This is a genomic window from Bacteroidota bacterium, from assembly GCA_016715945.1.
GTDB lineage: Bacteria > Bacteroidota > Bacteroidia > Bacteroidales > F082 > JALNZU01.
Genome location: JADJXJ010000001.1, coordinates 1,431,905 through 1,457,972 on the forward strand (window position 1 = coordinate 1,431,905; position 26,068 = coordinate 1,457,972).

Here is a 26,068-nt window from a genome sequence, read left to right on the forward strand (position 1 = left end):
CTGTTTTGGGCAATATTACTTCTTGTCCTTAGCTGCAGCCTTATCGGCTACTTTTGGTGCCTCGGTCAGAGCAGGCTTTTTACGCCGCGGACGCGAAACGCCATACGTACCGAGAATAATCTTGCCACGCTTGCTTTTCTTGTCGCCTTTACCCATGTTTTTAGTTTTTTGGTGTGAAAAAGGACTGCAAAATTACAAATTCCCAGGTTTTTACAGATCAGGTCACGGTGGACTTTTGGGCAGGCCCTGCCGCGGCCTGGCAGGCAATTTTGGCAGCCCGGGCGCCTCATCCTCCTGTTTTATGGCATCGGCACCCCCCATCAGAACGTTCAACATCTCTTCCACCCCCGCCCTACGGTAGTCAGCCGGAGGCAGAAACACCTCCCCACGCATCCCGGTTTGCCGCACCATGCTCACTTCTACCACACTGCCCCCCAGGCTGTTGGGTGCAACCGACCTGACAAGCATCCCTCCGCTCAGCATGGACAGCCACTCATCGCTCACCCGGTAGGCAGTGTACAGGTTTGGTTTGCTGAAAAGCCGCATCATCTGATTGAGCCTTTTGAGATCAATGCCCTGCCAGGGTTGGATTTCGCGGGTAACCCAGATCTCTTCCAACAGCATGGTATCAACCATGAATAAATATTTGTGGCAGAGGTATTCCCCAATGCGCTTTGTACTGTCGGCGGACACAATCCTGAAATGCTCAGGCAGCAGACTATCAGGCCTGGACGAACGCATCAGCGCCATGAGCGACTGCATCTCCACACTGGCCTTCTCGCGTTCTTTCTCTGGCATCTGGGCTATCATCATCCCGATTTGCAAATCAAGGTGATGAAATAGCGCCGACCCAAGGGTATCGTGGTTTCCTTTCCAGTATATCTTCCGCCGGGGCAATATGACAGTAATCTGATTCGAATCAAGATCAAAAATGAAACTGGAGGTCTGATGTTCGATGCGCACCTTGTTGCCCGAAATCATTGTGCTTTGCATTCCAAAGTTGCCAAAGCGGTCCGACTTCTGCTCCACAATCAGCCAGCCGGCATGCAAATAGCTCTGGCCAGACACAAAAAATACAATTAACCAAAGTAATATCCTGATGGAGTAAACAGGCAGTCGCCAAATCCTCATTGCAAGCCTATTTTGGTTCAAAATTAGTAATCCTGCCATTGCAAACTCAGCTTTCAGCGGGATAATCGGCTTCTTCGCAACCCTTTCGTGGACAGTATGTTGAAAATATGCCGCTCCACTTGATTGATGATTAAGGAAAATACGCTACTTTTGCACCTCTAAAATAAAACCGCTGTCATGGTTAAAAACAAAAAAGCTGACACTGGCGACGAAAGACTCGAAGTGGTTGAGGAAGCACTGAGCAGATCGGAGCAATTTATTGAAAGGAATTCCAAAATCATCACAATTTCCGTTTTGGTGGTTGTCGGCCTGATACTGGCCTACCTCGGTCTGAACCGCTATTTCCTTGAGCCCCGTGAAAAAGAAGCCCAGAAGCAGATGTTTCAGGCCGAACGTTATTTCGAAATGGACTCGCTGAGCAAGGCCCTGAATGGCGATGGCAACAACCCCGGTTTCCTCGACATTATCTCGGATTACGGCATGACCAAAAGCGCCAATCTGGCTCGCTACTATGCAGGCATCAGCTATCTACGTCTGGGCGACTACAACGAAGCAATCAAACAGCTCGACAAGTTCAAAGGTCGCGATAACATTGTTGCAGGCATGGCCCAGGTTGCCAAAGCCGATGCCATGATGGAGCTCGGACAAACTACCAAAGCTGCCGGCGCTTACGAAAAAGCTGCCCGCAAATTCGACAACGAACTAGTTGCTCCCATGGCCCTGATGAAAGCCGGACGTGCCTATGAGCTCGACGGAAACAACAAGAAAGCACTGGAAATGTATGAATTCCTGTTCAAAAACTACCCCAACTCCAACGAAGGTCGCCTGGTAGAAAAATTCATCGCCAAACTTAAAGCATCCTGATTATCAGCTAAATAACACATAGAAACCTGACTGTAGTCTTCAAACAGTCAGGTTTTTTTCTATCCAACATGTCCTGAAATGGAAGAAAAAGCAAAACAAATTCCGCTGATATTTTTCGGAACGCCGGCATTTGCTGCTATTCAGCTCGATCACTTATTGAGCCACGGATACAATGTGCGCGCTGCAGTTACTGCGCCAGATAAACCTGCCGGACGCGGTTTAAAACTCCGGCAATCCGAAACCAAACAAGTGGCGCTCAGGTATCAGATCCCTGTGCTTCAGCCCGTTTCGTTGCGCGACCCAGGCTTTCAGAACGAACTGAAAGCCTTTGGCGCCGATCTTTTTGTGGTAATTGCATTTCGCATGCTGCCCGTCGAAGTATGGGCCATGCCGCCAATGGGCACATTTAACCTGCATGCCTCGCTACTTCCCGATTACCGGGGTGCGGCACCCATCAACTGGGCCATCATCAACGGAGAGACCCAAACCGGACTTACCACCTTTTTTCTGAACGAAAATATTGACGAAGGCCACATCATCCTGCAAGCACCAATGGACATCCTGCCCGACGAAACAGCAGGCGAGCTTCACGACCGCATGTGCACAGAAGCCTGGCCTTTGCTTCAAAACACCCTACAAATGATTGCCTCGGGCAAAGTGTCGCCTACGCCGCAGGACCATGGGAAAGCACTTCACAAAGCCCCAAAATTGCACCGTGAACATCAACGTATCCAATGGCATCAGCCGCTTTTCCAGATACGAAACCTTATCCGGGGCTTGAGTCCAAAACCGGGCGCTTTTACAGAAATTCAACACCAATCAGGTAAAAGCGACGAACTGCGCATCCTGAGAGCCAATACTGGACCAAAACTAACAGATGCCGATGCATACCGCCTGTTTGTATTCAATAAACAACTTATCGTTAGCCATACAGATGGCTGGCTTTACCTGGACGAAGTGCAGCTCAAAGGAAAGAACAGCCTCAAGGCCAGCGAGTTTGTAAAAGGATTCCGTGACGACGGAGGCTGGAAAGTGCTTTGATGCACAACATTGGCAGCCTCTCTGTCCATAACTGTTTGAACCTCAACAAGGCGCTTAACCCATGTCTTTTTGTTCAATTGCGGTTGAAAAGCAATAATTTTTTGAACAAAATGTTCGTTTTTTTGCGCAAATACTTGCGTTTGTTGGATTATGGATTATTTTTGTGCCTCGTTCAACCAATATTCTAACAAAAAATAAAAAAATGAACAAAGCCGAATTGATTGAAGCAATCGCCGCAGAAGCCAACCTGACCAAGGTTGATGCCAAGAAGGCCCTCGACGCATTTGTTGCTGCCACAACCAACGCCCTCAAAGCAGGCGACAAAGTAACGCTTGTTGGTTTCGGAACATTCTCCGTATCCGCAAGGTCAGCCCGCAAAGGACGTAATCCTCAGACCGGTGCGGAAATCAGCATCTCCGAAAAGAAGGTGGTAAAATTCAAACCAGGTGCAGAATTAGCCGGTTCGGTGAAATAAAACACCTTTGCACACCTAAAGCATTGTCCCGTTGGTGCACAGGCCAACGGGTTTTTTATTGCAGAAACGGATCAACAGAAAGTGCGACAATGATGAGAAGCACGAAATAATTGATCCGCATGAAATAATAAAACGGATTGATGATGTGCTCCTTGCGGAGCAGCAATCCCGCAAAAACCGATGTAATCCATACGGCACCAATTAGTATAGCAAATACAATATACCGGGAATGCACCAATCCATAGAGGGGCAGCAACAGGGCCGAAACTGCTGTGGCCATCACCCAAATAAATGTTAACATCTTGATCTGCTGTACATTATATTTTTGGGTGATTGATGGATAACCAGCCTGAATATATTCATCTCCGTATTTCAGCATCAGTAACCAGAAATGCGGCACCTGCCACACAAAGAAAAAGAAGGCCAGCATGAGTGCGCGTGCATCCAGGAGCGGACCGCCTCCGGCAACCCAGCCCACCACAGGAGGAATGGCTCCGATGACTGAGCCGGGGATGACCGCAAAGGCTGATCTCCGTTTCATGGGGGTGTAAATACCATTGTACCAGATCAATGCAAGTAATCCGAGTTGCATGGCCTCAAAACCAGAACCAATATAAAGCATAGCTGCACCCACAAGGGCCATCAATATGGCAAGCCAGAGCACCGATCTGGCTGAAATGCGCCCGGATGGAATAGGACGTTTGGCCGTACGCTCCATCAATCCGTCGCGGTCGCTGTCCTGATAATGATTGAGCGCCGACGACCCGCAGGCCAGGATAAAAATGCCGAGCGCAGGCAGGATGATGCCAGCATCGAGGCTGCCCTTGGACAGTAAATAACCGGCAAGCGTGGTGAGCATCACAGCAAAGGTGATGCGCACCTTGCTGAGCTCGGCAAGCAATCCGAGTTTGTTTTTCAGGACACCGATCATTTCAGCGTTTTGAGATAATCGATGATCTGGGCAATCTGCTCGTCATTGAGCACATTGGCATAACTCACCATGAGGCCTTTCATATACCCTTTGACGATATCGGCATTGGGCTCGCGAATCGAACGGGCAATGTATTCGTCATCGGCAACAAGCTCACGCTCCACACCATTGGTTTCCACAATCTCAGTACGGCCGTACAAACCAAGGAAAGTAGGGCCGATGATCTTGCTGCCATCCTGCGAGTGACAGGTCAGGCAGGCATTTTGTTTAAGCAGGCTGAGACCGGGGTGCTCGTCGGCCAGGCTGACAGCCGATGCCAGCCAGTTTGCATAATCCTCGGGAGTGAGTACGGTTACGTTCGATAGCATGTAGCTGTGCAGCTGCCCGCAGTATTCGGCGCAAAGGATATCGTAGCGCCCGGTCTTTGTGGCTTCAAACCACATAAAGTTGTTTTTCCCCGGCACCATATCTTCTTTCATCCTGAAAGCAGGAATGTAGAAGCTATGCAACACATCGCGCGAGCGCAGGTTCACCTTGACGGGTTGTCCGAGCGGCACCACCAGCGAATCGGTGATCCGGCCATCGGGATACTCAAAGCTGAACTTCCACATCTGGCCATAGGCCGTAACCTCCATGGCACCGTCGGGGACCTTGCGCATGGGTTTGAAACCCATCCACCCGAAATAGAACATCACCACAACCAGCGCAGTGGGAATGGCAGTCCACAACACCTCGAGCAGGTTGCTCCCTTCGATGTTCGTAGCCACAGGGTTGCGCTTATTGTTGTAGCGAAACACAAAATAAATCATCACCGCCGTGATCCCAATCAGAAAAACCAAGGAAATTCCGACGATGATATAGAGCGACAAATCGACGCCCTGTGCAAATGTTGAAGCTGAATTTCTCATAATCTCCTTACCATTGTTAACGGTTCAGGTATTCCAGCGCGGTGAGCACCGAAAGGGCCACAAACAATATTCCCACCAGGATGACCAGACCGCTGTAAATCTTTTTCTCGTATTTGAGGTGCATGAAATAATATGCCACCACAACCACCTTTACCGTAGCAATAAACAGCGCTGTGAACACCGACAAGGTGGCCAGCGCAGCTCCGAACACCGAAACCACAACGGTTATTGCTGTCAGAAAAAGCAATGCAATCAGCGTGCGGATGTGCTCGCTGTAAGGCACGGCATGATGGGTAGCCTCGTGATGGTTTTCGTGCTGTTGATCGTGTGATTGTGCCATATTTCTCAGTGGATTAGGTAAAACAACGGGAACAGGTAAATCCAGATCAGGTCGACCAGGTGCCAGTAAAGTCCGGCATTTTCGGTAAGCGAATGCTTTTCGGGCGACAATGTGCCATTGTTGGTCTGGCGGATGGTGAACAGGATGATCACCATGCCAATGATGATATGCAAGGCGTGGAGGCCGGTCATTATGTAATAGAGAAAAAAGAACAATCGCTCGCCTGCTGGCAGGTTGTTGTAATAATCCAAACCGGGAAACAGACCGTGGTGGATTTTGGCACTCCACTCAAAATATTTGATGACAAGAAACACCCCTGCAAGCGCAAAAGTGATCCACAACAGCATGGCAGAACGTTTGGCCTGGCCCATCTGAATGGCAGAAACCGCCATAGCGATGGTCATGCTGCTTACAAGAAGCACCACGGTGTTCACCGTGCCCATGGTCACGTTGAGCTCGAACGACGAAAGCAGAAATGCTTCGTGGTTGAGCATGCGGTAAACCATATACACAATGAACAAGCCACCAAAGAGCAACAACTCAGTGAAAAGAAAGAGCCACATGCCAAACTTGTTGGCCTCGGCATCGCGATTGTGTCCCGAATTGGGAAGTACAAGTCCCGTGTGTGCCATTTGTCAGTCCTTGATTTGAGGTTTATTTTCGTAATCGTATGGGCCGTTAAGAGGAAGCTCGGGCAAGCTGTCGAAATTTTGTACTGGCGGTGGTGTGGGAGTCTGCCACTCGAGTGTGATTCCGCCCCAGGGGTCACGTTCAGTCACCTTGCGTCCCCTGAAACGTGCAACGATAAGGTTGCCAAGCATAATTAATAATCCAATTGCCAGAATCCATGAGCCAACCGTGCTGACAATGTTTGGCACATGAAACTCAGGCAGATAGTCGTAATAGCGGCGGGGCATGCCCATCAGTCCCGAGATAAACATCGGGAAATAGAGGGTATTGAAACCGATGAAGAAAATGACGAAAGCAATGTTGGCCACTGCCTTGTTGTACATTCTTCCCCAGATTTTGGGATACCAGTAGTGCAGGGCACCAAAAAAGGCAAAACCGGTGCCCCCGAACATCACATAGTGAAAATGGCCGACCACAAAGTAGGTATCATGCAAATGGATGTCGGTGGCGAGGGCGCCCAGAATCAGGCCCGTAAAACCGCCGATCATAAACTGGAAGATAAATGCCAGGGCATAGAGCAAGGGCGGCTCCACGTGAATCGAACCCTTGTAAAGTGTTGCAACCCAGTTGAATACCTTGATGGCCGTAGGAATGGCTACAAGGAAGGTAAGCATTGAAAAGATGAAACGGGCAGTACCACTCATTCCGGAGGTAAACATGTGGTGCCCCCAGATGAAATAGCCCACGAAAGCGATGGCCAGGCTGCTGTAAGCGATGGCCTTGTATCCGAAGATGGTGCGGCGGCTGAAAGTGGGCAGGAGCTCCGAGATGATGCCAAAGGCCGGCAACGCCATGATGTAAACCGCCGGGTGGCTGTAAATCCAGAAGAGGTGCTGGTAAAGAATGGGGTCGCCGCCAATGGAAGGATCAAACAGTCCCACGCCGAGGGTGCGCTCTGCCACAATCATGAGCAGGGTGATACCAATGATAGGTGTGGCCAGAAGCTGAATCCAGGAAGTGGCGTACAAAGCCCAGGCAAACAAAGGCATCTTTGTAAACGTCATCCCTGGTGCACGCAGCCTGTGAATGGTTACGATGAAATTCAGACCAGTGAGAATGGACGAAAAGCCAAGAATGAAGGCCGCAAGGACCGACATGCTGACATTCGTACCCGTTTTTACACTGTATGGTGCATAAAAAGTCCAACCGGTATCGGCCGGACCGTCACCAAAAACGAGGGTCGAAAGTGCCATGACAGCACCTATTATATATACCCACCACGACAACAGGTTGAGACGTGGAAAAGACACATCGTCCGTGCCCAGCATGATTGGCAAAAAGAAGTTGCCAAACACCGCAGGGATGCTCGGAATGATAAAAAGGAAAATCATGATCACCCCGTGCAGGGTAAAAATCTGGTTGTAAGTTTTGGCCTCCACCAGGTCTTTGCCCGGATTGAGCAGCTCATAACGCATGAGCAAACCAAGCGTAACGCCTACAAGAAAAAAGGTGATCAGCGAATAGAGGTAAAGTAAACCGATGCGTTTGTGGTCAACTGAAAAAAGCCATGACAATATGCCTTTTTTGGCTTCCAGATAGCTGACCTGAGCAGTAGCAGTTGCCATATGAATCAAATGTTGTTGGTTTGACGTTTCTTTCGGCCTGAAATAAGCAGATAAGCTAGGAATATGAGTGCAGCAAGCAATATGATGCTGCCGGATATGGAAGTAATATTCAGCACATAACGTTGACCCTCAGGGTCGTAGCTGAAGCAAAATTTCAGCACTTTGTTGATGGTTGGCCCCGATTTGCCCTGCGATGCCTCGATGATTGCCATCTTGAAATCGAAAGGCAGGAAGTAGGTGCCATGCAGGTAGCGGGTTATCTTTCCGTCGGGACTAAGCACGATCAGTGTGGCGGGATGAATATATTCGCCTCCTTCCTGCTTGATCTGGTACCCCACATTGTCGAGCAGGCGACGGATGGTGATGCTGTCGCCGGTGAAAAATCTCCAGCCATTCTCCAGATCACCTTTTTCAACCAGCTTTACATAAGTCTTTTTCTTGTTCATTGCCAGAAAAGGCTTTTCGCGGTGGCTGAAACTTACGGTAAACACCTGGTAATCCTTGTTTGCCAGCATGTCCGACTTTTTCATCACATCAGCCAGCCCGTTCATGAGCGGGGTGCAGATGCCAGGGCATTCATAATAAACCAAAGCCAGCACAGTGGGTTTGTTAATGGCTGCCTTGAGGTCAACCTCCTGGTAGTTTTCGTCGGTAAACATTAAACCGTCCTCAAGGTAACGGTCGAGTTGCTCATACACCCCCAGTTGCTCTTGCGACCTGATAGCCGGCGAAATGGCGACAAGTGATGCCATCCAAACGAAAACAACCGTTTGTGTAAAACTTATTGCCTTGAATTTCATTTAGTTATAAAATTGTCTTAAATTTGGTTTGAAATCGCTAATTTAGACTAAATCTAAACAATAACAAGCAACAAAAAAAGATGTTTTAAAACCCGGAGCACGTGTCTGATTTTGGACACAGGTGTATTGAAACCGGACAAACTGAGAGGCTGGATCGAAGGGCCTGTGTCAGTTTTTCGGCAGCCCTTCGTACAATAATTGCGCTATTCTGGTCGTTAATTGCGTGAATTCTGTTCGTTGAATTTTATCTGGCATCACAAAGCTTAAAATATGTTAAGCAGCCAAAGAGACCTAAAATATTTGGCACGATCTTTGATAAGATTTAGGCGAGTAGTTTTTTTTCATCAGAATATTGGTTGGTTAAGAGAAAAAGTCCCCGGACGCCCGTTCGGGGCTTTTTTTTATGCCTGACGGCCATTTTGGAGTTCCACAGCCAGGTAAGCAGCGGTGTGGCCTGTTCCTTTCTCGACTATTTCTTCAGGCGTCCCTGTGGCAACGATCCGGCCGCCATTTCGCCCGCCATCCGGCCCCAGGTCGATGATATAATCGGCCATCTTGATCACTTCCATATTGTGTTCGATGATGAGCACCGTATTTCCCCTGTCAACCAGCTTGTTGAGCACCTGCATCAGTTGGTTCACATCTTCGAAATGCAGGCCGGTGGTTGGCTCGTCGAGGATATAGATTGTTTTTCCGGTATCGCGGCGTGCGAGTTCGGCGGCCAGCTTGACACGTTGGGCTTCGCCACCCGAGATGGTTGTGGATGGCTGACCAAGCGTCAGGTATCCGAGCCCCACATCCTGCAACGAGCGCAGCTTTTGCTGGATGGATGGGATGTTTTCGAAAAAATCGATCGCCTGATCGATGGTCAGGTTGAGCACATCGTTGATCGATTTGCCCCGGTAGCGCACCTCGAGGGTCTCGGGGTTATATCTCTTTCCCCCGCAATCTTCGCATTGCACTGCCACATCGGGCAGAAAATTCATCTCGATGATGCGCACGCCTGCGCCTTTGCAGGTTTCGCATCTTCCGCCGGACACATTGAACGAAAAACGCCCGGGTTTGTAACCCCTGATGCGCGATTCGGGCAGCTCGCCAAAGAGCTTTCGTATCTCGTCGAACACCTTGGTGTAGGTGGCCGGATTGGAGCGCGGTGTGCGTCCGATGGGCGTCTGGTCAATTTCAATCACCTTGTCGAGCAGCTCCAGCCCTTCGATGCTTTCGTATGGCAGAGGCGCTTTGAGCGCATCATAGAAGTGCCGGTTTAAAATGGGAAAAAGTGTTTCATTGATGAGGCTGCTCTTTCCCGAACCGCTCACTCCGGTTACGCAAATCATCATACCAAGCGGCAGTTCCAGGTCAACATTCTTCAGGTTGTTGCCTTTAGCGCCACGCAGAATGAGTTTCTGCCCGGGCGTGCCCTTGCGGCGTTGAGCCGGCACAGGTATGCTTCTTTTTCCGCTGATGTACTCGCAGGTAATGCTTTTGCACTGATGCATCTCGTCGGGCTTGCCTTGTGCAACCACATAACCGCCATGCACGCCGGCGCCCGGACCGATATCCACCACATGGTCTGCCGCAAGAATCGTGTCCTTATCGTGCTCCACCACGATGACCGAGTTGCCGATGTCGCGCAGTTGTTTGAGCGATTTGATCAGCCGGTGGTTATCGCGCTGGTGCAGGCCGATGCTGGGTTCGTCCAGGATATAAAGCACCCCGGTGAGCTGCGATCCGATCTGTGTGGCCAGTCTGATGCGCTGGGCCTCGCCTCCGGAGAGGGTGTTGGCCGGACGGTTCAGGTTGAGGTAGTCGATACCCACTTCGAGCAGAAAACGGATGCGCTTTTCAATTTCACGCAGTACATCGCGGGCAATCTGCAGCTGCCTTTCAGAAAGTTTTTCGGGCAACGATTCGATCCAGGACGCTAAAGCGCTGATATCCATCGAAGCAGCTTCGGCAATGTTTTTGCCGTCAATCAGGAAATACCGCGACTCTTTTTTGAGCCGTGTGCCTTCGCAAACCGGACAAGTCACATGATTCATGAAACCTTGCGCCCACCTGCGGATGGCCGGCGAGGCATTTTCGTTGTTCTGGGCTTCGATAAAACTGATGATGCCCTCAAAGGTTGTGCTATAGGACGAGATGATACCCATATATTCACGCCTTACCTCTATGGACTCGTTGGTGCCGTAGAGCATCACATCAATGGCTTCGTCGGGTATCTCGCCTATGGGCGTATTCAGGTTGAAACCGTAGCGGCTGCCAATGGCTTCGATCTGGCTGAAAATCCAGTTGTTCTTATATTCGCCCAGCGGGGCCAGACCACCTTTTTTGATGCTCAGGCTTTTGTCGGGCATAATTTTGTCGAGGTCAATCTCGGTGATATGCCCCAGACCGTTGCATTTCGGGCAAGCGCCGTAGGGCGAGTTGAACGAAAACGTATTGGGTTCCGGTTCGTTGTACGACAAGCCTGTGGTGGGGCACATCAGCATGCGGCTGAAATAGCGCAGTTCGTTGCTTCCTGCATCGAGCACCTGCATCAGGCCTTTGCCTTGTTTGAGGGCTGTTTGCACCGAGCGCGTCAGTCTGGCGTGGTCCACCGAAGCCATATCCAGCCGGTCGATGACAATCTCGATGTCGTGCACCTTATATCTGTCGAGCTGCATGCCAAAAACGAGGTCGCGCACTTCCCCGTCAACGCGCACTTTCAGGAATCCGGCCTGTCTGACCTGTTCGAACAACTCGCGGTAGTGTCCCTTGCGCGCCCTGACAACCGGAGCCAGCAGGATGATTCTTTTGCCAGCATATTTCTCGTGGATCAGGGCTACGATCTGTTCCTCGGAATATCGCACCATCTTTTCGCCCGTGGCATACGAAAAGGCCTCAGAGGCACGTGCATAGAGCAGTCGCAGAAAGTCGTAGATCTCGGTAATGGTACCCACTGTGGAGCGGGGGTTGCGGTTGACCGACTTCTGCTCGATAGAGATCACCGGACTCAAGCCGGTGATTTTGTCCACATCAGGGCGCTCCATGGTGCCGATAAACTGCCGGGCATAGGCGGAAAAACTTTCCATGTATCGCCTTTGGCCTTCGGCATAGATGGTGTCGAAAGCCAGCGATGACTTACCGCTTCCGCTCTGGCCGGTGATGACCACCAGCTGATAGCGCGGAATACGCAGGTCGATGTTTTTCAGGTTGTGCACCCGGGCACCCTGCACCTCAAGGTACTGATCTTCGGAGTATGTGTCGTGCTGCAATGATTGCTCGCTCATCAGAGACTGTTGTTTTGTCATGACCGTATGGGTCGGTGCGTGCGTGCAAACCGGCCGTCAGGTATTTTCAGCGTGTAGGTTTTACCGGGTTTCACGGTAAGCTCGTGCGTGCGCAGCCAGGGGTTGAACATGCGCAGCAACTTATAGCTTACCCCCTGCGATCTGGCAAACTCCACCAGGTTCGGGATGCTCTCGCTCACCTGTATCTCTCTGAAAGACAATGGTTCATAAAGCCGCTCCAGATCAGGATAGAAGCCAAAAGCCCGAGGGTTGCGATGAATCATTTTGATGGCCAGAATGCGGTAGAGGTATCTTTCTGTTTCTTCAGCCATTAACAAGTCGAAGTAGCTGTCGGTTTGCTGGCGCGAAAGAAAATCGTCGATGCGCCTGGTGCCAGCGTTGTAGGCAGCTGCCACAAGTGCCCAGCTGTTGTATTTGTTGTAAGCCCGGCGGAAATACCTGCATGCGGCTTCGGTAGCCTTTTCGAGGTGATAGCGCTCATCCACCTGGTCAGTGACCTCGAGTTGGTATTCGCGGGCCGTGCCTTCGAGGAACTGCCAGAAACCGGCCGCTCCGGCAGGCGATCTGCTGTTGGTAAGGTTGCTCTCGATCATGGCCAGGTATTTGAAATCGTCGGGTATGCCGTTCTTCTTCAAAATAGGCTCGATCACCGGAAGCCAGCGGTTGGCACGCTTGAGCAACAGCAAGGTGGAGCTGTGCCAGTAGGTGTTCACCAACAATTCGCGTTCCAGGGCTTCGCTCACATAGTAAAGTTCCAGCGGCACTTCCTCGCCGGCAAAATCAATACTTGCCGGCAATTGGATACTCACTATTTCCTGGGCCGGCAGGCGTTCGGCAGGCTGCTGGGCGTTGCCATTGCGTCCGCAGGAGGCCAGCGTGGCCGCAAGTCCTGTTATCAAGAGGAGAATTAGGAGTTTTGAAGAGTTTAAAACCAGGTTTTTAATCATATGAATTTGATAGTCAATATTATAAGAAGTATCATGCCAAGCCGGGCGCAATCTGCAAAAATACCTGTTTAATCTACTAAATGCGTGATCGGGTACGGGATTGTTCAGCAGTACCTGGGTTCAGACCTGCATAAAGAAGAAAAATTAAGTTGGTCGGGCTGACCGGGAAAAGTCAGAACGGACTGACAAAATCGCGGAACAATGGAGCCTCGCGGTCCTTGTCGGAGAGCAGCGGGTCGGTCACACCCCAGTCGATATTAAGGTCGGGGTCGTTCCACCGGATACTGCCTTCCGAAGCTTTGTTATAGACGTTGGTGCATTTGTAGAAAAATACCGTGTCGTCTTCGAGGGTCACAAAACCGTGGGCAAATCCCGGCGGAATCCAGTACATCCATTTGTTCGATTCGCTCAGCACAATGGAAGCCCATTTGCCGTAGGTGGGCGACTTTTTCCGGATATCTACTGCCACATCGAGCACAGCGCCTTTCATCACGCGCACCAGCTTGCCCTGGGCAAAGGGTGGCTTCTGAAAATGCAGACCCCGCAGGACGTTTTTTGCCGACTTGGATTCGTTGTCCTGCACAAAATTCTGGTCGATACCTTTCTGCAGAAATTTTTCTTTGTTATACGATTCGAAGAAGTATCCCCTGTGGTCCTCGAATACCACGGGTTTCACTATGAGCAGGTCGGGAATGCCGGTTTCGATGATTTCCATGGCTGACACTTTGTTTCCGGGCTAAAAGTAAGTCATTTTTGTCAAGATTGTTTCCCATTTGTCCAAAACGTCAGTCTTCAGAACTTGCTTCGCTCCACATGCCCGGGACGACATACGGATAAGGTGTGAAAATCCATCAAACAAAAACAGGTCGCCGGATGATTCGGCGACCTGTTTTTATGTATTGATTACAAGTGTTTTACAAATGAATCACCTCGCCATAGGCTGCAGCAGTGGCTTCCATGATGGCTTCGGACATGGTGGGGTGCGGGTGGATGGTTTTGATGATCTCGTGTCCGGTGGTTTCGAGCTTACGGGCAGCCACGGCCTCGGCAATCATTTCGGTTACGTTGTCGCCTATCATGTGACAGCCCAGCCATTCGCCGTATTTTGCATCGAAGATCACCTTGACAAAACCATCTTTGTTGCCGGCAGCGCTGGCTTTGCCAGAGGCTGAGAACGGAAACTTACCCACTTTGATCTCGTAGCCGGCTTCGATGGCCTGTTTTTCGGTCATGCCCACCGAAGCTACTTCGGGGCTGGTGTAAGTGCACGACGGGATGTTGCCATAGTCCACCGGTTCGGGATTCAGTCCGCAAAACGCTTCCACACAGGTAATGCCTTCGTGGGAGGCAGTATGGGCCAGCGCCGGGCCATGCACGATATCGCCGATGGCATATACCCCATCAACGTTCGTGCGGTAATACTCGTCCACAATTACCTTGCCTTTCTCGGTTTTCACGCCGGTTTCTTCCAGTCCCAGACCCTCGAGGTTGGTGGTTACCCCAACGGCCGAGAGCACTACTTCGGCCTCCACGACTTCGGTGCCTTTTTTGGTGCTGATGGTCACCTTGCACAAGTCGCCGCTGGTGTCCACGTGTTCAACGGTTGAGCCTGTCATCACCTGCATGCCTGCTTTTTTAAACGAGCGTTCGAGCTGCTTGCTCACATCCTCGTCTTCGAGAGGCAGGATGTTTGGCATGTATTCCACGAGTGTGACTTTGGTGCCCATGCTGTTGTAGAAATAAGCAAACTCGGAGCCGATGGCGCCCGAGCCAACCACAACCATCGAAGCAGGTTGTTTGGGCAGCACCATGGCGTCGCGGTAACCCACGATCTTCTTGCCGTCGATCTTCATGTTTGGAAGCTCACGCGAACGGGCGCCGGTGGCAAGGATGATGTGATTGGCTTCGTAGGTTTCCTTGCTTCCGTCGGCTTTGGTCACTTCCACTTTCTTACCAGGTTTGAGCGTACCAAACCCATTGATCAGGTCAATTTTGTTCTTTTTGAAAAGGAACTGTACGCCCTTGCTCATCCCGTCGGCAACGCTGCGGCTGCGCTTGATAACTGATTCAAAATCAGGCTTCACCTCACCTGTGATGGCGATGCCATAATCGGCAGCATGTTTTGTGTAGTTGAACACCTGCGCACTTTTGAGCAGGGCCTTGGTCGGAATGCAACCCCAGTTGAGGCATACGCCTCCGATTTCGGCTTTTTCAACCACGGCTACTTTTTTGCCAAGCTGACTGGCCCTGATGGCAGCCACATATCCGCCCGGACCGCTGCCTATAACGATAACGTCGTAACTCATTGCTTTTGATGTTGGATTTTGTGGCGCAAAGTTAACATTTTAGGCCTTGTATGGCACGCACTTCATTGCCTGTCGGGCTTGCATTGCCGGCAACATTTATTTTACCTTTGCCTCCGGCACCCGGTTTTCACAGCTCTCTACTTGCGCAACCCGCCGGAAAGGAGACCGGCAACCCGGGTGCCGTTTTTTCTAACGCCCGAAGCATGAAAACCAAATTTACCGCCTACTTTTTTGTGCTTGTTCAGTTTTCGATGATTGCCATCATTCTGGCCACAGGTCCATGGGTCAGCCAGTGGCCAGTCGGACTTTTGGTCGAGCTGGCAGGTTTGCTGGCGGGCGTGGTGGCCATTCTGCAAATGCAGATTGGTAATTTCAACGTGGCCCCTTTGCCCAAACAAGGGGGACAAATGATTACTTCCGGCATTTACAGCGTGATCAGGCATCCCATGTATCTGGCACAACTGATGGCCCTGCTGCCATTGGTTGTGGAGTTTTACAGTCCGATGAGGCTCACCGCCTGGATCATCCTGCTTATCAACCTTATTTTCAAGCAATTGTTTGAAGAAAAACAACTTATCCGGCATTTTCCCGGATATGCGGAGTACATGCAGAAAAGCTGGCGCATGATCCCATTTGTCTTTTAGTCCGCCGTAGCCTTGACTGAAATTATGTCACTCGCAGGTCTTAAATATGACAAAACCTGCATATGGCACAGGAGTTGATCGGCACAGGCCAAAACATCCGCATATGGCATTGAAAAATGTAGCATCGCACGAAGAGATGCTGGGTTTGCTGCGCAAAGACCAGAAAAATTACGTGCTCCTCTACAAATCCGGAACCGAAACCAGCGAATGCAGCCTGCGCAACATCACCGAAGCCGCCCAAAAGATCGACTCGGTGAACGTACTTCTCGCCGATGTAAATACGGTGCGCGACATCCATCTGGTTTATGGCGTAACCAGCGCCCCTTCGCTCCTGGTTTTTGAAGGCGAAAAATTCATCAATGTCGTGAAAGGCTGCAACGAGCCGGCACATTACATCAACCTGTTCGAGGAATCGTATTTTCATCCGTTGACCAGCGCCACCCAGCCAAGGCAGAAAAGAGTCACCGTGTACACCACACCCACCTGCAGCTGGTGCAACACCCTGAAGTCCTATCTCAGGTCGAACAATATTCAGTTTACCGAAATTGATGTGTCTCGCAACCAGCAGGCAGCCGAGCAGATGGTAAGGCGTAGCGGTCAGCAAGGGGTACCGCAAACCGATATTGAAGGCACCATCGTGGTCGGCTTCGACAAAAACCGCATCAACAGCCTCCTTGGAATTTCATCACAACAATCATAAAACATTAATCATGAAAGAGTTGCAACCACTTAACGAACAAGTTATCCTCGATTTGACGGAGGATAAGAGCGAGCAGCGTACTGCTTCAGGACTGATCATCCCCGACACCGCCAAGGAAAAACCTCAGATTGCGCCGGTGATTGCCATCGGCAACATTGAAAAACCTGCCATCAGCGTGGGCGATAAGGTGCTTTTCAAAAAATATTCGGGCACCGAGGTAACCTTCGAAGGACGCAAATTGCTGGTAATCCCCTACGCCGACCTGCTGGCCAAGGTGGTAGAAACCGAAACCATCTGAATCGGCTTATTTTCAGAAACTTAAACTGAAGGCGCAGCACATCCTCCGATGTCCTGCGCTTTTTGTTTGGGCGCCATAGCAGTGCCATGCATCATGAAGCAAATGTCTTACCTTTGCCTGTGACCAGCCGGTAATGGGAGGTCGTGAGGCAAGATGAAACTCAAACGGGCAGCAGGCGCAAGGTGGTTTTTGTTTTCAGGACTTTTTGTAATCCTGGCGTTTTTTTCTCAGAGCTGTGCTCCAACACGCTATGTGCCTGAAGGAAAGCTGCTCATGCACAAAAACACTGTGCGCATTACCGGCAGCAATGGCAGTATTTCATCGTCCGACCTGGCTGTGCTGGCCCAGCCCAAGGCTATGCCCCATATGTTGGGACTTCGGCCGGGCTTGTGGATTTATTACCGATGGGATGAACAACGCAGCAAAGGCCTGCGCAAGGCTGCTGCCAGAAGGTTTGGGCGCCAGCCGGTGTATTTTGATGAGCAACTGGCACGCAATGCATCGGCTCAGATGCGGCAATACCTCTTTAACATGGGACATTTCGAGGCCACAACCAGCTTCGAACTCAGGGCAAAGCGCAAGAAAGCCAACGTCAGCTATATCGTGCATCCTGGTCCTGCATATGTCATCAGCCATCTGCAGCGCACAGTAGAAGATCCATCCATTGCCGGCCTGCTGGATGCCGACACCGCCGAAAGCCTGCTGAGCAGAGGAAAGCGATTCAATGCCTACGAAATGGATGCTGAGCGCGACCGTATTACCAACCTGCTCAAAAACAACGGTTATTTTTATTTCCGGAAAGATTTCATCCGCTTTGAAGCTGACAGCAACAAAACCGACAAAAGCGTCAGACTGAACCTGCGCATTGAAGCGCCTTCGTTCCTGCAAGCCGGAGCAGGCGAGGTACACCAGTCGTATTTTGTACGCAACATCTTCATCTATCCTCAGCATCAGCCCTTTGGGGGAGATCAATTGCCTACCGACACCCTGATCTACCGTTTAAAAAATCCGTGGAACAATAAGCCATCACAGCTCACTTTTGTGAGTCCGGGCAATCCAGGCATCAAGCCCTCGGCATTCCGGCAGGTCATCCAGTTCTATCAGGGCGAGCCGGTGAGCATCGACCGCATGCGCCAGACATACAAAGGCCTGAACAATCTGAAGATCTTCCGGGCATCGAATATAGTGTTCGATACAACGGCATCGCAGGTGGAAACCTATCCCATTCAGCCCGGAAGGTGGATCGACGCCCATGTTTACCTGCAGCGTGCGCGCCTGCATGCCTATTCGGTGGAAGTGGAAGGCACCAACTCGGGGGGCGACCTGGGTATGCGAGGCAGCCTGGTTTACACCAACCGCAACCTTTTTTCCGGTGCTGAAGTGCTCAGAATCAGATTCAACGGCGGTCTTGAAGCCCAAAGGCTGAGCACGGGCGAAACAGAGAATCGCCTTTTTAATACCCGCGAATCAGGTCTCGATGCCAGCCTGCTCATTCCACGTTTTGTCAGCCCCATCAGATTGAGGCGGTTTGCCAGGGAATACCTGCCCAAAACAACCATCAACCTTGGTTATTCCAGTCAAAACCGCCCGAACTACGACCGTGCCATGCTGCGGTTCAGCTTTGGCTACGACTGGATGGCCACCTCATATTCCACACATTTTTTCAGTCCGGCTTCACTGAGCTCCATCAAAGTAAATCTGAGTCCCGAATTTGAGGACTTCCTCAACCAGATCACCAACCAGCGCCTGCGCAACCAATACAATGACCACCTTATTTTTGGGATGCGTTACAGCTATATATTTACAAATCAGAACATTAATCGAATCAGCGACTTCCATTACCTGCGGATCAATGCCGAAAGTGCCGGCAACCTGTTGTCGGCCATGCGCAAACTACCCCTTTTTGGAAAGGAAAATGATTACACCACATTGTTTGGGATACGCTACGCCCAGTTCGTACGACTTGATTTAGATTACAGGTATTACAAGGTCTTCAGGCCGGAACTCAGGCTGGTATTCCGGGGCATGGCAGGGACAGGTATTCCCTTTGGCAATTCGGAAGATCTGCCTTTTGAACGAAGTTTTTACGCAGGAGGTGCCAACGGTATGCGGGCCTGGCCGTTCCGGCAGCTTGGCCCAGGAAGTTTCACCGATACCCTGAAAATTGAACGTTACGGGAGCATGCAGCTCGAAACCAATGTTGAATTCCGTTTTCCGTTGTATAGCTACCTCAAAGGGGCCATATTTGCCGACGCAGGCAACATCTGGACCTATTCCGGCAAAGATGAAAAAAATGCAGGCGATTTTGCATTCAACAGGTTCTACAAAGAAATAGCCCTGGATGCTGGGATCGGCTTCCGGCTCGACTTTTCCTTCTTTGTGTTCAGGGTAGATGCTGCCGTACCCCTGCGCGATCCTTCTTTACCCGAGGCAGAGCGATGGCGGTTTAATGACCTGAAAACGAAAAACATCGCCTGGAACTTTGGTATAGGTTATCCTTTCTGATGGACCGGCACCAATTGCGCATACATCTCGGGCAGGCTTTCGGATATCCTCCCACAGCAGGTCAGCTGAAAGTGATGGACCATCTTTCGGCTTTCTTGCTTTCGAAAAAACCCAATCCGCTTTACCTTTTGCGCGGATATGCCGGAACGGGGAAGACCTCTTTGGTTTCGGCCATTGTGAAAATACTGCCTTTGCTTGGGATGCATCCTGTGCTTCTGGCGCCCACCGGCAGGGCCGCCAAAGTTTTGAGTGCCTACACCGGTCTGCATGCCTCTACCATCCACCGAAAAATATACTTTCAGACCCGAATGCCCGATGGCCACATGCGCATCGTGCGCGCGCCCAACAAGCACCGCAATGCACTCTTTGTGGTTGACGAAGCCTCCATGATTCCGGATACGGCTGTTGAAAGCATTACCGGCAAAAGTCTGCTCGACGACCTGATGGAATATGTGGCCGAAGGACAGAACTGCCGCCTGCTGCTCATTGGCGATCAGGCACAGCTGCCACCAGTGGGATTGCACTTGAGTCCGGCCCTCGACCTTGGCTACCTTCAAAGCCGCTACAACCTCACAGCGGCAGGATTTGAGCTCACCGAAGTGATGCGGCAGAGTCTGGAGTCGGACATCCTGAGCAATGCCACCCAGCTGCGTCAGAAACTGACAAACAAAGATTACCAGCTTCCATTGCTGGAAATCAGACAAAAAGGTGATGTGGAGATACTTGCGGGCAGCGAGGTTGAAGACAGGCTGATGGAAAACTTCGGGCGCCACGACTTCTCGCAGGCGGTGGTGATCTGCCGGAGCAATTATGCAGCAAACCGGCTCAATCAGGCCATCAGGCAGCGCATCATAGGCTTGGATGATGAGCTGGCAGCAGGTGAGCTGCTGATGGTGGTCAAAAACAACTATTTCTGGCTGAGCGAAGCTGACCAGGCAGGCTTTATTGCCAATGGCGACATCATTGAGCTGGTGCGTGTGGTGCGCTACGAAAACATTTACGATCATCGTTTTGCCGAAGCTGAGGTACGCCTGCTCGATTATCCGGACTTGCCCTCTTTCGGGGTAAAACTCTTGCTCGACACCCTCACTGCGCCCGGCCCTTCGCTGAGCGATGATGCTTTCCGCGCGCTTGCCTCAAAAATCGAGGAAGACTATGCCGATATTCCCTCCCGAAGAAAACGCCTTGCCATGATGGCCACCAATCCGTGGTACAATGCCCTGATGGTCAAGTATGCCTACGCCCTTACCTGCCACAAAACCCAGGGCGGTCAGTGGCCCGTCGTTTTCCTGGAACAAGGCCGCCGCAAAGATCAGGACATTGACTCCGATTACATGCGCTGGCTCTACACGGCCCTCACCCGCGCCACACAAAAGGTTTACCTGCTCAGCTTCGACCCCGAAAGCATCGCACTCATAGAACCGTAGGGCAACAAATCACTAGCGCCGCAGGGGCGGCATACCGGTAGCCTCGTTAGGGGCGAAAAATCAATACCCCGTCAGGTTGTGATTAAAAAACCTGACGGGGCATCAACATAAATGGTGAGGTAATTAATTTTTCCTGTTCTTCGTGGCTCCCTCCAGGTCGAAGGTGAGCGCAAATCGAACCGTATTCTGCAGCGGGTTGTTGCGCGAATCCACCGGGATGAGGTAAGAAAAGTCCAGCCCAAAGACGTTGTATCTGAGTGCAGCACCCAGGGTGAAAAACTTCCTGTTGCCTTTGGTTTTGTCCTCAAAAAATCCACCACCCCGCAGAGCGAATGCATTGTTGTACCAATATTCCACCCCAAAGGCATAATAAAGTTCGCGCAGCTCCTCCGACATTCCGTTGGGTGCATCATAAAACGACTGCAACATACCGGCTACAACCGACACTTCGTCGTCGCGTCCTTTGGCAATCTCAAACTTATCTGTTCCGGGGATCAGGATAGGTTGACCGGTGATGCTGTCGCGTTTGAGTATGGGAGGCGTTGGTACAAGCAACTTGTTGATATCCAGAGAGAAGGCGATTTTGTTGTATTCATCTATATCGAGCCTGAGGGTTGGCCCCAACCTGAGGTTGGTGGGAATGAAATCTTTTTTGATGCTGGTTTCGCTGTAGCCCAGCTTGTTGCCGATGTTGCTCACATTGATTCCCCAGGCGAAGGTGGCGTCAATATCTTTAAACCAGTTGACTTCCTTTTCCCAGTACACGGCTACGTCGGCTGCCACCGAAATTCCAGCCGAGGTTGAGGTTGTACCCACGTTCTGGCCCTGGGTGAGGTTTGAGTAGATGAACCGACCGGCCACAGCTCCTGAGAGGTGGTCGGTAAGTTTGCGGGCATAGGTGGCATCGAGCGCCCATTCGCTGGGACGGTACGTACCCCTGTCGTCACCGTTTTCATCGGTAAACTGTATGTCGCCCAAGGTAAAAAAACGCAGGGTCGATCCTACTGCTGAATTGGCATTCAGGCGTTTCGAAAAACCAAGGTAAGCAAGGTTCATATCCGGAACGAGGTTGCGCAACCAGGGGCTGTACGACAGGCCAAGCATCATATCCTGCTGCAGATTGGCATATTTTGCCGGATTCCAGTGCATCGAAAACACATCCGGAGCCGACGAAACCCCGGCATCGCCCATGGCACCTGCACGGGCATCGGGGGCTATCATCAAAAACGGAACAGCTGTTGTGATGACATTGAGGGAGTTGCGACCTGAAAGCTCCTGGTAATTCTGCGTTTTGGCATTGAAAAACAACAGGATAGAAAGTGCCAGCAAGGCCGGGCGTTTCATTTTCATAAGATTATTTTGCGTCATGAATGGATTGTAAACGATTGGTAAGTGGCTTTATTGCATGTTGTTGTCATGGGTTTGCGATTACCAGCCTGCCTCCGGTCGAAACCGGTAGTCCCTCGGCAGGCGCGACAATGAGGCGCCAAAGATACACACCCGACGCCAATCTTCCGGCTGTTGTTTGCTTCGGATTCCACGACAAGGGGTAGGAATGGTTGCCTGATGGGGTCATTTGTGCATTTATCTGGTGTACCTTACTGCCAAATGCATTATAAATCTCAATACTTACAAACAACGTACTGCCTGGTTTGTTGTGTTCGAAGGTAAAAACAGCCTGACCGCTCACCGGATTTGGACTGAGGCGTACATTGCTGATTTTCAATCCCTCTTCCGGATTTACCACAAACCGGATTTCCTTTTCCGAGCTGTTATTATGTAAATCCCAGGCCTTGAGGCTCAACAGGTGTTCACCCTGTATGAGCCTTTCCATGGGAAAGCGAAGGCTTCCCGAAGTGGGGTGATCCAGGTCGAGGCTGAAATAATTGTTGAGCACGTATTTCCTGATTGATCCGTCGGGTAACGAATGGGTTGCCACAATGTCGCGACCTATTTCGGAGCCCAGGTGATGAATGCCCTGCGGGTCAGCGATTTTTGCTATCAGGATACTGCTTTCCGGCACCACACTGCCGCTGACAAACCGCTCATCGCCCACAAACAGCTCTATTTCAGGACCTTTATTGTCGGGCATGATGTCCGGAGCAATGCCGCCAAGGATGATGTTGTCGAACCAGCCGCCGGCCGACATGCCCGAAACGGAATCAGAAGCAAACATCGAGATACGCGCCATTCCGTAATTGTAGGCAATGCTTCGCGGCAACGCAAACCTAAGGCTGAAAAGCCCGTTGGTCGCTGTGGCGCTGCCGCGAAACAGCAATTTGTCGAACAGGCTGAAGTTGGTTGGCATGCTCATCGCGTCGTTGCCCAGAGTACGGTAGGTGCTTTTCTTGTCAAAAAACAACACTTCGACCACTCCATTGAAATTTTCCACAAGCTGGCCTGAGGGATTGACAATGCGTCCTTCGAGCACCACTTCCGACATGGCATGCAGGGTATCGGATGGCTTTCCGTTGATTTTGAGCACTTCGGCACGATATTCGGGATAGCTGAGCCTGAGGGCAGGATTGCCAAGCAGCACAAAATTATAGATGTATGAATTGGTCGGATTTTTGCTGAGCCTGATGATGTCGCCCAACCTGTTGATGTCGCTTTTGCCGTTGGTCATCAGAGAGGCATACAGTCTGCGGTTCACGTTGAAGTTGGAGTGCGCAAAGGCCAGCCTGGTGGTTGTCATCAGTGCAATGGCGCCACCGCTGGGATTCAGCAGGAGCTGTTCGCCAGCCGAGGTGAGGACCGGATTGTCGAAGCGGCTGAATTCGCAGGTGGCCGTCACAAAGAATGCCAGGCGATCGATGTTGGTAAGGCTTTCTATCTCGCTGATCGAAAACACTTTTTCGTCTGTGAGCCCGCTCACGCCCCCATGACCGGTGTAGTTGACTATAAGCGAACCCTCGCTGATGTTTCTCAGCAAGGCGGCAGAGGCCTCCGGATAACGAAATCCACCGGGCACCGGCACACGGCGGTAGGCATCCAGGTAAACTTTACGGATGTTAAAGTTGCGGTAGGCCGTATCCACATGCGTGGCCAGGGTTTCGGCCTGACTCAGATGCAGGTTGCCATCGCCGTCGTCGGCCATGAAAGTGATGGTATTTTGCCAGGGTCCCCTGAGTTTTTCCTGCCTTGAGAGGTAATGGGCATTTTTTTGCACCATGAGCGCAGCCTCCCCGGTGGCGCTCACCGGAAAACGTCCTATGCCCAGATCGAGCACACCCTGCATGTCCTGGCCCTCGTTGCTTCCCATCAGGCCAAAGTAATCGTCGCTTACAAAACTTTGGGTTTCGATGATGCTTTGGATGCTCTGGTAAGTAGGCACAAAATTGGTGTTGCCGGCAATGCGGTTCTTATAATCGTATGAGGCATCGCCAAAGAGCAGCACGTAGCGCAAACGGTCCTGGCTGCGCAAATAGACCATGCGGATAAAATCGCGTATGGCAGTGGGGTCGGGCTTACCCGAACCGAACTCATTGTAAATTTCAGCAGTACCTGCAACAATACTTTCCAGTCCGTCGTGTGCCTGATGCAGCGCCGCCATAGCTTCGGCATAGGGCCTGAAGATGTCCGGAGCAACAATAATCATATCGGTGGCCGGTGTGGCATGAAGATTCTGATTAGCTAAAGGCCGGATGGCAACTGGCTGATATGCATCTGCAGGATCAAAAAGGATGAACTCGCGTATCGAGTCGCCCATCACATTAAACCGCAGGTGATCGTCTGCCAGTTCATGCATCATGGCCTTTGGCCGCAACGGATTGGTGACTTCCCACAGCATCAGTCCGGGAACCACCTGCCCGATCCGATATTGGGGCACCACATTGAACCCCACGGCTTCCGGATTGCGAAACGGCATTTGCCTGCCGGGCACATACCTGAGCTGCCGCCAGGCGTTGACGCGCAGGAAATTGATCCAGCCGCGGGAATTATCCTGAGCTGCATGGTAACGCACCACAAAGTCGAGGCTGTCGCGTTCAGGCAGCTGCAGGCTGAGGTTGAACGACTGTTCGCGGGCAAAGGCAGCCGCACCTGACGAAATCGGCAGAAATGGTTGCTGGGGCAATACCTGCTGGCCATTGAGTTCGATCGAGAATGCGGTGGTTTCGGTGAGCGAGCGCACAGCAAACTGGGTGTTGACCATCACAGGCCGGCCTGCCACCCTGTTCGGGAAGTGAAATTGTACGTCGAGCCTGTCGCGCTGCTGGCGGTTGAAATATTCGCCATACCACTCTCTTCCGGAGTGGATCAGGTTTTCGAGGTCGTTTTCGTGCAACGCATAATCCAGAAAGATGTCGGCTATCGTTGTCGGATTCGCCTGTTCCTGAGGCTTTTCTGAAATTCTCAGCCCAGGGCGATCGAGCACGGTTAAGAAATAAAACGAGGTGTCGGAATAGTAGTTGATGCGGTGGTCGAAGCGGATAGTCATCGGATTGTAAGTCCATGTAGTAGTGGACTGCCCGTAGAAGTACAGGGCATCACCCGGATCAAAGCTGCCGTCGTTTTCTCCCTTGACCAGGATGGGATTCTCCACCAGGTCGTCGTGCCGGAAAGCATTGTTGCGCTCCGGCAGCATGGCGCCGCCGTTGCCAAACAAGGCCAGTCGTTGCGGGTCGAGTTGCTGCACATCCCAGCCAGCCGCAACAAGGTCGGCCGGGGTGAGACGATGCACCCCATCCCTGACTACAGCCAGCTTCAGCCAAGGTCCGGAGCTCAGCACGGAATTCTCGATAAAGCCTGATCCCGCTTCCTGTGGATGCAGCGCAAGGCTGTCGTAATGGACGATGATTTGCCCGCTGGTCAATTGCTCTACACCGCCAATCCTGCTTCGGTAAGGATACAAAAACAGCCGTTCCACTGTTTCGCTACGCTGGTCATACGACTGATAAACCAGCAGAAAATCTTGCGGTTCTGCCTCAGGTTCAGGGAGATCAGAATCCACGGTCTGAAAAACATTCAGGCTGGCCGAGGTAAACCGCATACCTGCCGGCACCCTGATCGGGATCAGCAAACCAGGTTGTATCCCAATGGCTGGCTCAAAATGAAGCACAAAAGGCCATGCATGCTCATCCTGACCGAGATTTAACACGAGCGTATCGGAAAATGCCGGGGAAGGTTGTGCATCAGCCTCGTGAGGCAATGCCAACCAGACCAAAACAAAAAGAAACAAGATACGCCTGATCATTTATGCAGC

General features: G+C 51.3%; 22 protein-coding genes. 8 read left to right on the forward strand and 14 right to left on the reverse strand.

The genetic code is table 11. The features are described from left to right. Positions 1-15: 15 nt before the first annotated feature. Positions 16-156 (reverse strand): 30S ribosomal protein THX, encoded by a 141-nt coding sequence (locus IPM52_05405; protein MBK9291044.1) that lies wholly within the window; start codon positions 154-156, stop codon positions 16-18. A gap of 66 nt (positions 157-222) precedes the next feature. Continuing rightward, on the reverse strand, positions 223-1,131 hold the full coding sequence (locus IPM52_05410; GenBank protein ID MBK9291045.1) for a hypothetical protein: 909 nt from the start codon (positions 1,129-1,131) through the stop codon (positions 223-225). Positions 1,132-1,308: 177 nt separating this feature from the next. On the opposite strand from IPM52_05410, the gene IPM52_05415 reads away from it, so the two are divergent. From IPM52_05415 to IPM52_05425, 3 genes are all read left to right on the forward strand, one after another. Next, entirely contained in the window at positions 1,309-1,995 is a 687-nt protein-coding gene (locus IPM52_05415) for a tetratricopeptide repeat protein (GenBank protein MBK9291046.1), read from the forward strand. A gap of 78 nt (positions 1,996-2,073) precedes the next feature. Further along, entirely contained in the window at positions 2,074-3,036 is a 963-nt protein-coding gene (locus IPM52_05420) for a methionyl-tRNA formyltransferase (GenBank protein ID MBK9291047.1), read from the forward strand. Positions 3,037-3,238: 202 nt separating this feature from the next. Continuing rightward, positions 3,239-3,511 carry an HU family DNA-binding protein gene (locus tag IPM52_05425; GenBank protein MBK9291048.1) on the forward strand — a complete coding sequence of 91 codons (273 nt, stop codon included), beginning with the start codon at positions 3,239-3,241 and terminating at the stop codon, positions 3,509-3,511. 55 nt (positions 3,512-3,566) lie between these two features. Here IPM52_05425 and IPM52_05430 read toward each other — a convergent pair whose 3' ends face one another. The 10 genes from IPM52_05430 to lpdA all read right to left on the reverse strand — a co-directional run bounded on the left by IPM52_05430 (position 3,567) and on the right by lpdA (position 15,291). Beyond that, the gene (locus IPM52_05430) at positions 3,567-4,442 is read right to left on the reverse strand and encodes a protoheme IX farnesyltransferase (GenBank protein MBK9291049.1); all 876 of its coding nucleotides are present in this window, start codon (positions 4,440-4,442) and stop codon (positions 3,567-3,569) included. Further along, positions 4,439-5,350 (reverse strand): cytochrome c oxidase subunit II, encoded by a 912-nt coding sequence (gene coxB / locus IPM52_05435; protein MBK9291050.1) that lies wholly within the window; start codon positions 5,348-5,350, stop codon positions 4,439-4,441. The genes IPM52_05430 and coxB overlap by 4 nt, the downstream gene beginning before the upstream one ends. A 16-nt stretch (positions 5,351-5,366) precedes the next feature. Beyond that, positions 5,367-5,690: a cytochrome C oxidase subunit IV family protein gene (locus IPM52_05440; GenBank protein MBK9291051.1), complete on the reverse strand. Its 324-nt coding sequence runs from the start codon at positions 5,688-5,690 to the stop codon at positions 5,367-5,369. 5 nt (positions 5,691-5,695) lie between these two features. Next, positions 5,696-6,322: a cytochrome c oxidase subunit 3 family protein gene (locus tag IPM52_05445; protein ID MBK9291052.1), complete on the reverse strand. Its 627-nt coding sequence runs from the start codon at positions 6,320-6,322 to the stop codon at positions 5,696-5,698. A 3-nt stretch (positions 6,323-6,325) separates the two neighbouring features. Then, positions 6,326-7,945, reverse strand: coding sequence for a cytochrome c oxidase subunit I (gene ctaD, locus IPM52_05450; GenBank protein MBK9291053.1), 1,620 nt, complete (start codon positions 7,943-7,945; stop codon positions 6,326-6,328). Positions 7,946-7,950: 5 nt separating this feature from the next. Further along, a complete protein-coding gene (locus IPM52_05455) occupies positions 7,951-8,745 on the reverse strand; it encodes an SCO family protein (protein MBK9291054.1) in 795 nt (264 codons plus the stop codon). A gap of 401 nt (positions 8,746-9,146) precedes the next feature. Beyond that, positions 9,147-12,017, reverse strand: coding sequence for an excinuclease ABC subunit UvrA (gene uvrA, locus IPM52_05460; GenBank protein ID MBK9291055.1), 2,871 nt, complete (start codon positions 12,015-12,017; stop codon positions 9,147-9,149). 17 nt (positions 12,018-12,034) lie between these two features. After that, complete coding sequence (locus IPM52_05465) at positions 12,035-12,937, reverse strand: lytic transglycosylase domain-containing protein (GenBank protein ID MBK9291056.1); 903 nt, start codon at positions 12,935-12,937, stop codon at positions 12,035-12,037. A 220-nt stretch (positions 12,938-13,157) separates the two neighbouring features. Next, entirely contained in the window at positions 13,158-13,700 is a 543-nt protein-coding gene (gene rfbC, locus IPM52_05470) for a dTDP-4-dehydrorhamnose 3,5-epimerase (protein MBK9291057.1), read from the reverse strand. A gap of 199 nt (positions 13,701-13,899) precedes the next feature. Further along, a complete protein-coding gene (gene lpdA / locus IPM52_05475) occupies positions 13,900-15,291 on the reverse strand; it encodes a dihydrolipoyl dehydrogenase (GenBank protein MBK9291058.1) in 1,392 nt (463 codons plus the stop codon). 203 nt (positions 15,292-15,494) lie between these two features. Here lpdA and IPM52_05480 point away from each other — a divergent pair, with 203 nt between their 5' ends. The 5 genes from IPM52_05480 (at position 15,495) to IPM52_05500 (ending at position 20,865) form a co-directional block, all read left to right on the forward strand. Continuing rightward, a complete protein-coding gene (locus IPM52_05480; protein MBK9291059.1) occupies positions 15,495-15,935 on the forward strand; it encodes an isoprenylcysteine carboxylmethyltransferase family protein in 441 nt (146 codons plus the stop codon). A 136-nt stretch (positions 15,936-16,071) separates the two neighbouring features. Continuing rightward, positions 16,072-16,635 carry a glutaredoxin family protein gene (locus IPM52_05485; GenBank protein ID MBK9291060.1) on the forward strand — a complete coding sequence of 188 codons (564 nt, stop codon included), beginning with the start codon at positions 16,072-16,074 and terminating at the stop codon, positions 16,633-16,635. Positions 16,636-16,645: 10 nt separating this feature from the next. Continuing rightward, entirely contained in the window at positions 16,646-16,933 is a 288-nt protein-coding gene (locus tag IPM52_05490; protein MBK9291061.1) for a co-chaperone GroES, read from the forward strand. 252 nt (positions 16,934-17,185) lie between these two features. Then, entirely contained in the window at positions 17,186-19,438 is a 2,253-nt protein-coding gene (locus IPM52_05495) for a BamA/TamA family outer membrane protein (protein MBK9291062.1), read from the forward strand. Further along, positions 19,438-20,865 (forward strand): AAA family ATPase, encoded by a 1,428-nt coding sequence (locus IPM52_05500; protein MBK9291063.1) that lies wholly within the window; start codon positions 19,438-19,440, stop codon positions 20,863-20,865. The genes IPM52_05495 and IPM52_05500 overlap by 1 nt, the downstream gene beginning before the upstream one ends. Positions 20,866-20,988: 123 nt before the next feature. On the opposite strand, the gene porV is transcribed toward IPM52_05500, so the two are convergent. After that, on the reverse strand, positions 20,989-22,215 hold the full coding sequence (porV, locus tag IPM52_05505; protein MBK9291064.1) for a type IX secretion system outer membrane channel protein PorV: 1,227 nt from the start codon (positions 22,213-22,215) through the stop codon (positions 20,989-20,991). A 64-nt stretch (positions 22,216-22,279) separates the two neighbouring features. Continuing rightward, positions 22,280-26,059, reverse strand: a complete 3,780-nt coding sequence (porU, locus tag IPM52_05510) for a type IX secretion system sortase PorU (protein ID MBK9291065.1) — start codon at positions 26,057-26,059, stop codon at positions 22,280-22,282. Positions 26,060-26,068: the final 9 nt, after the last annotated feature.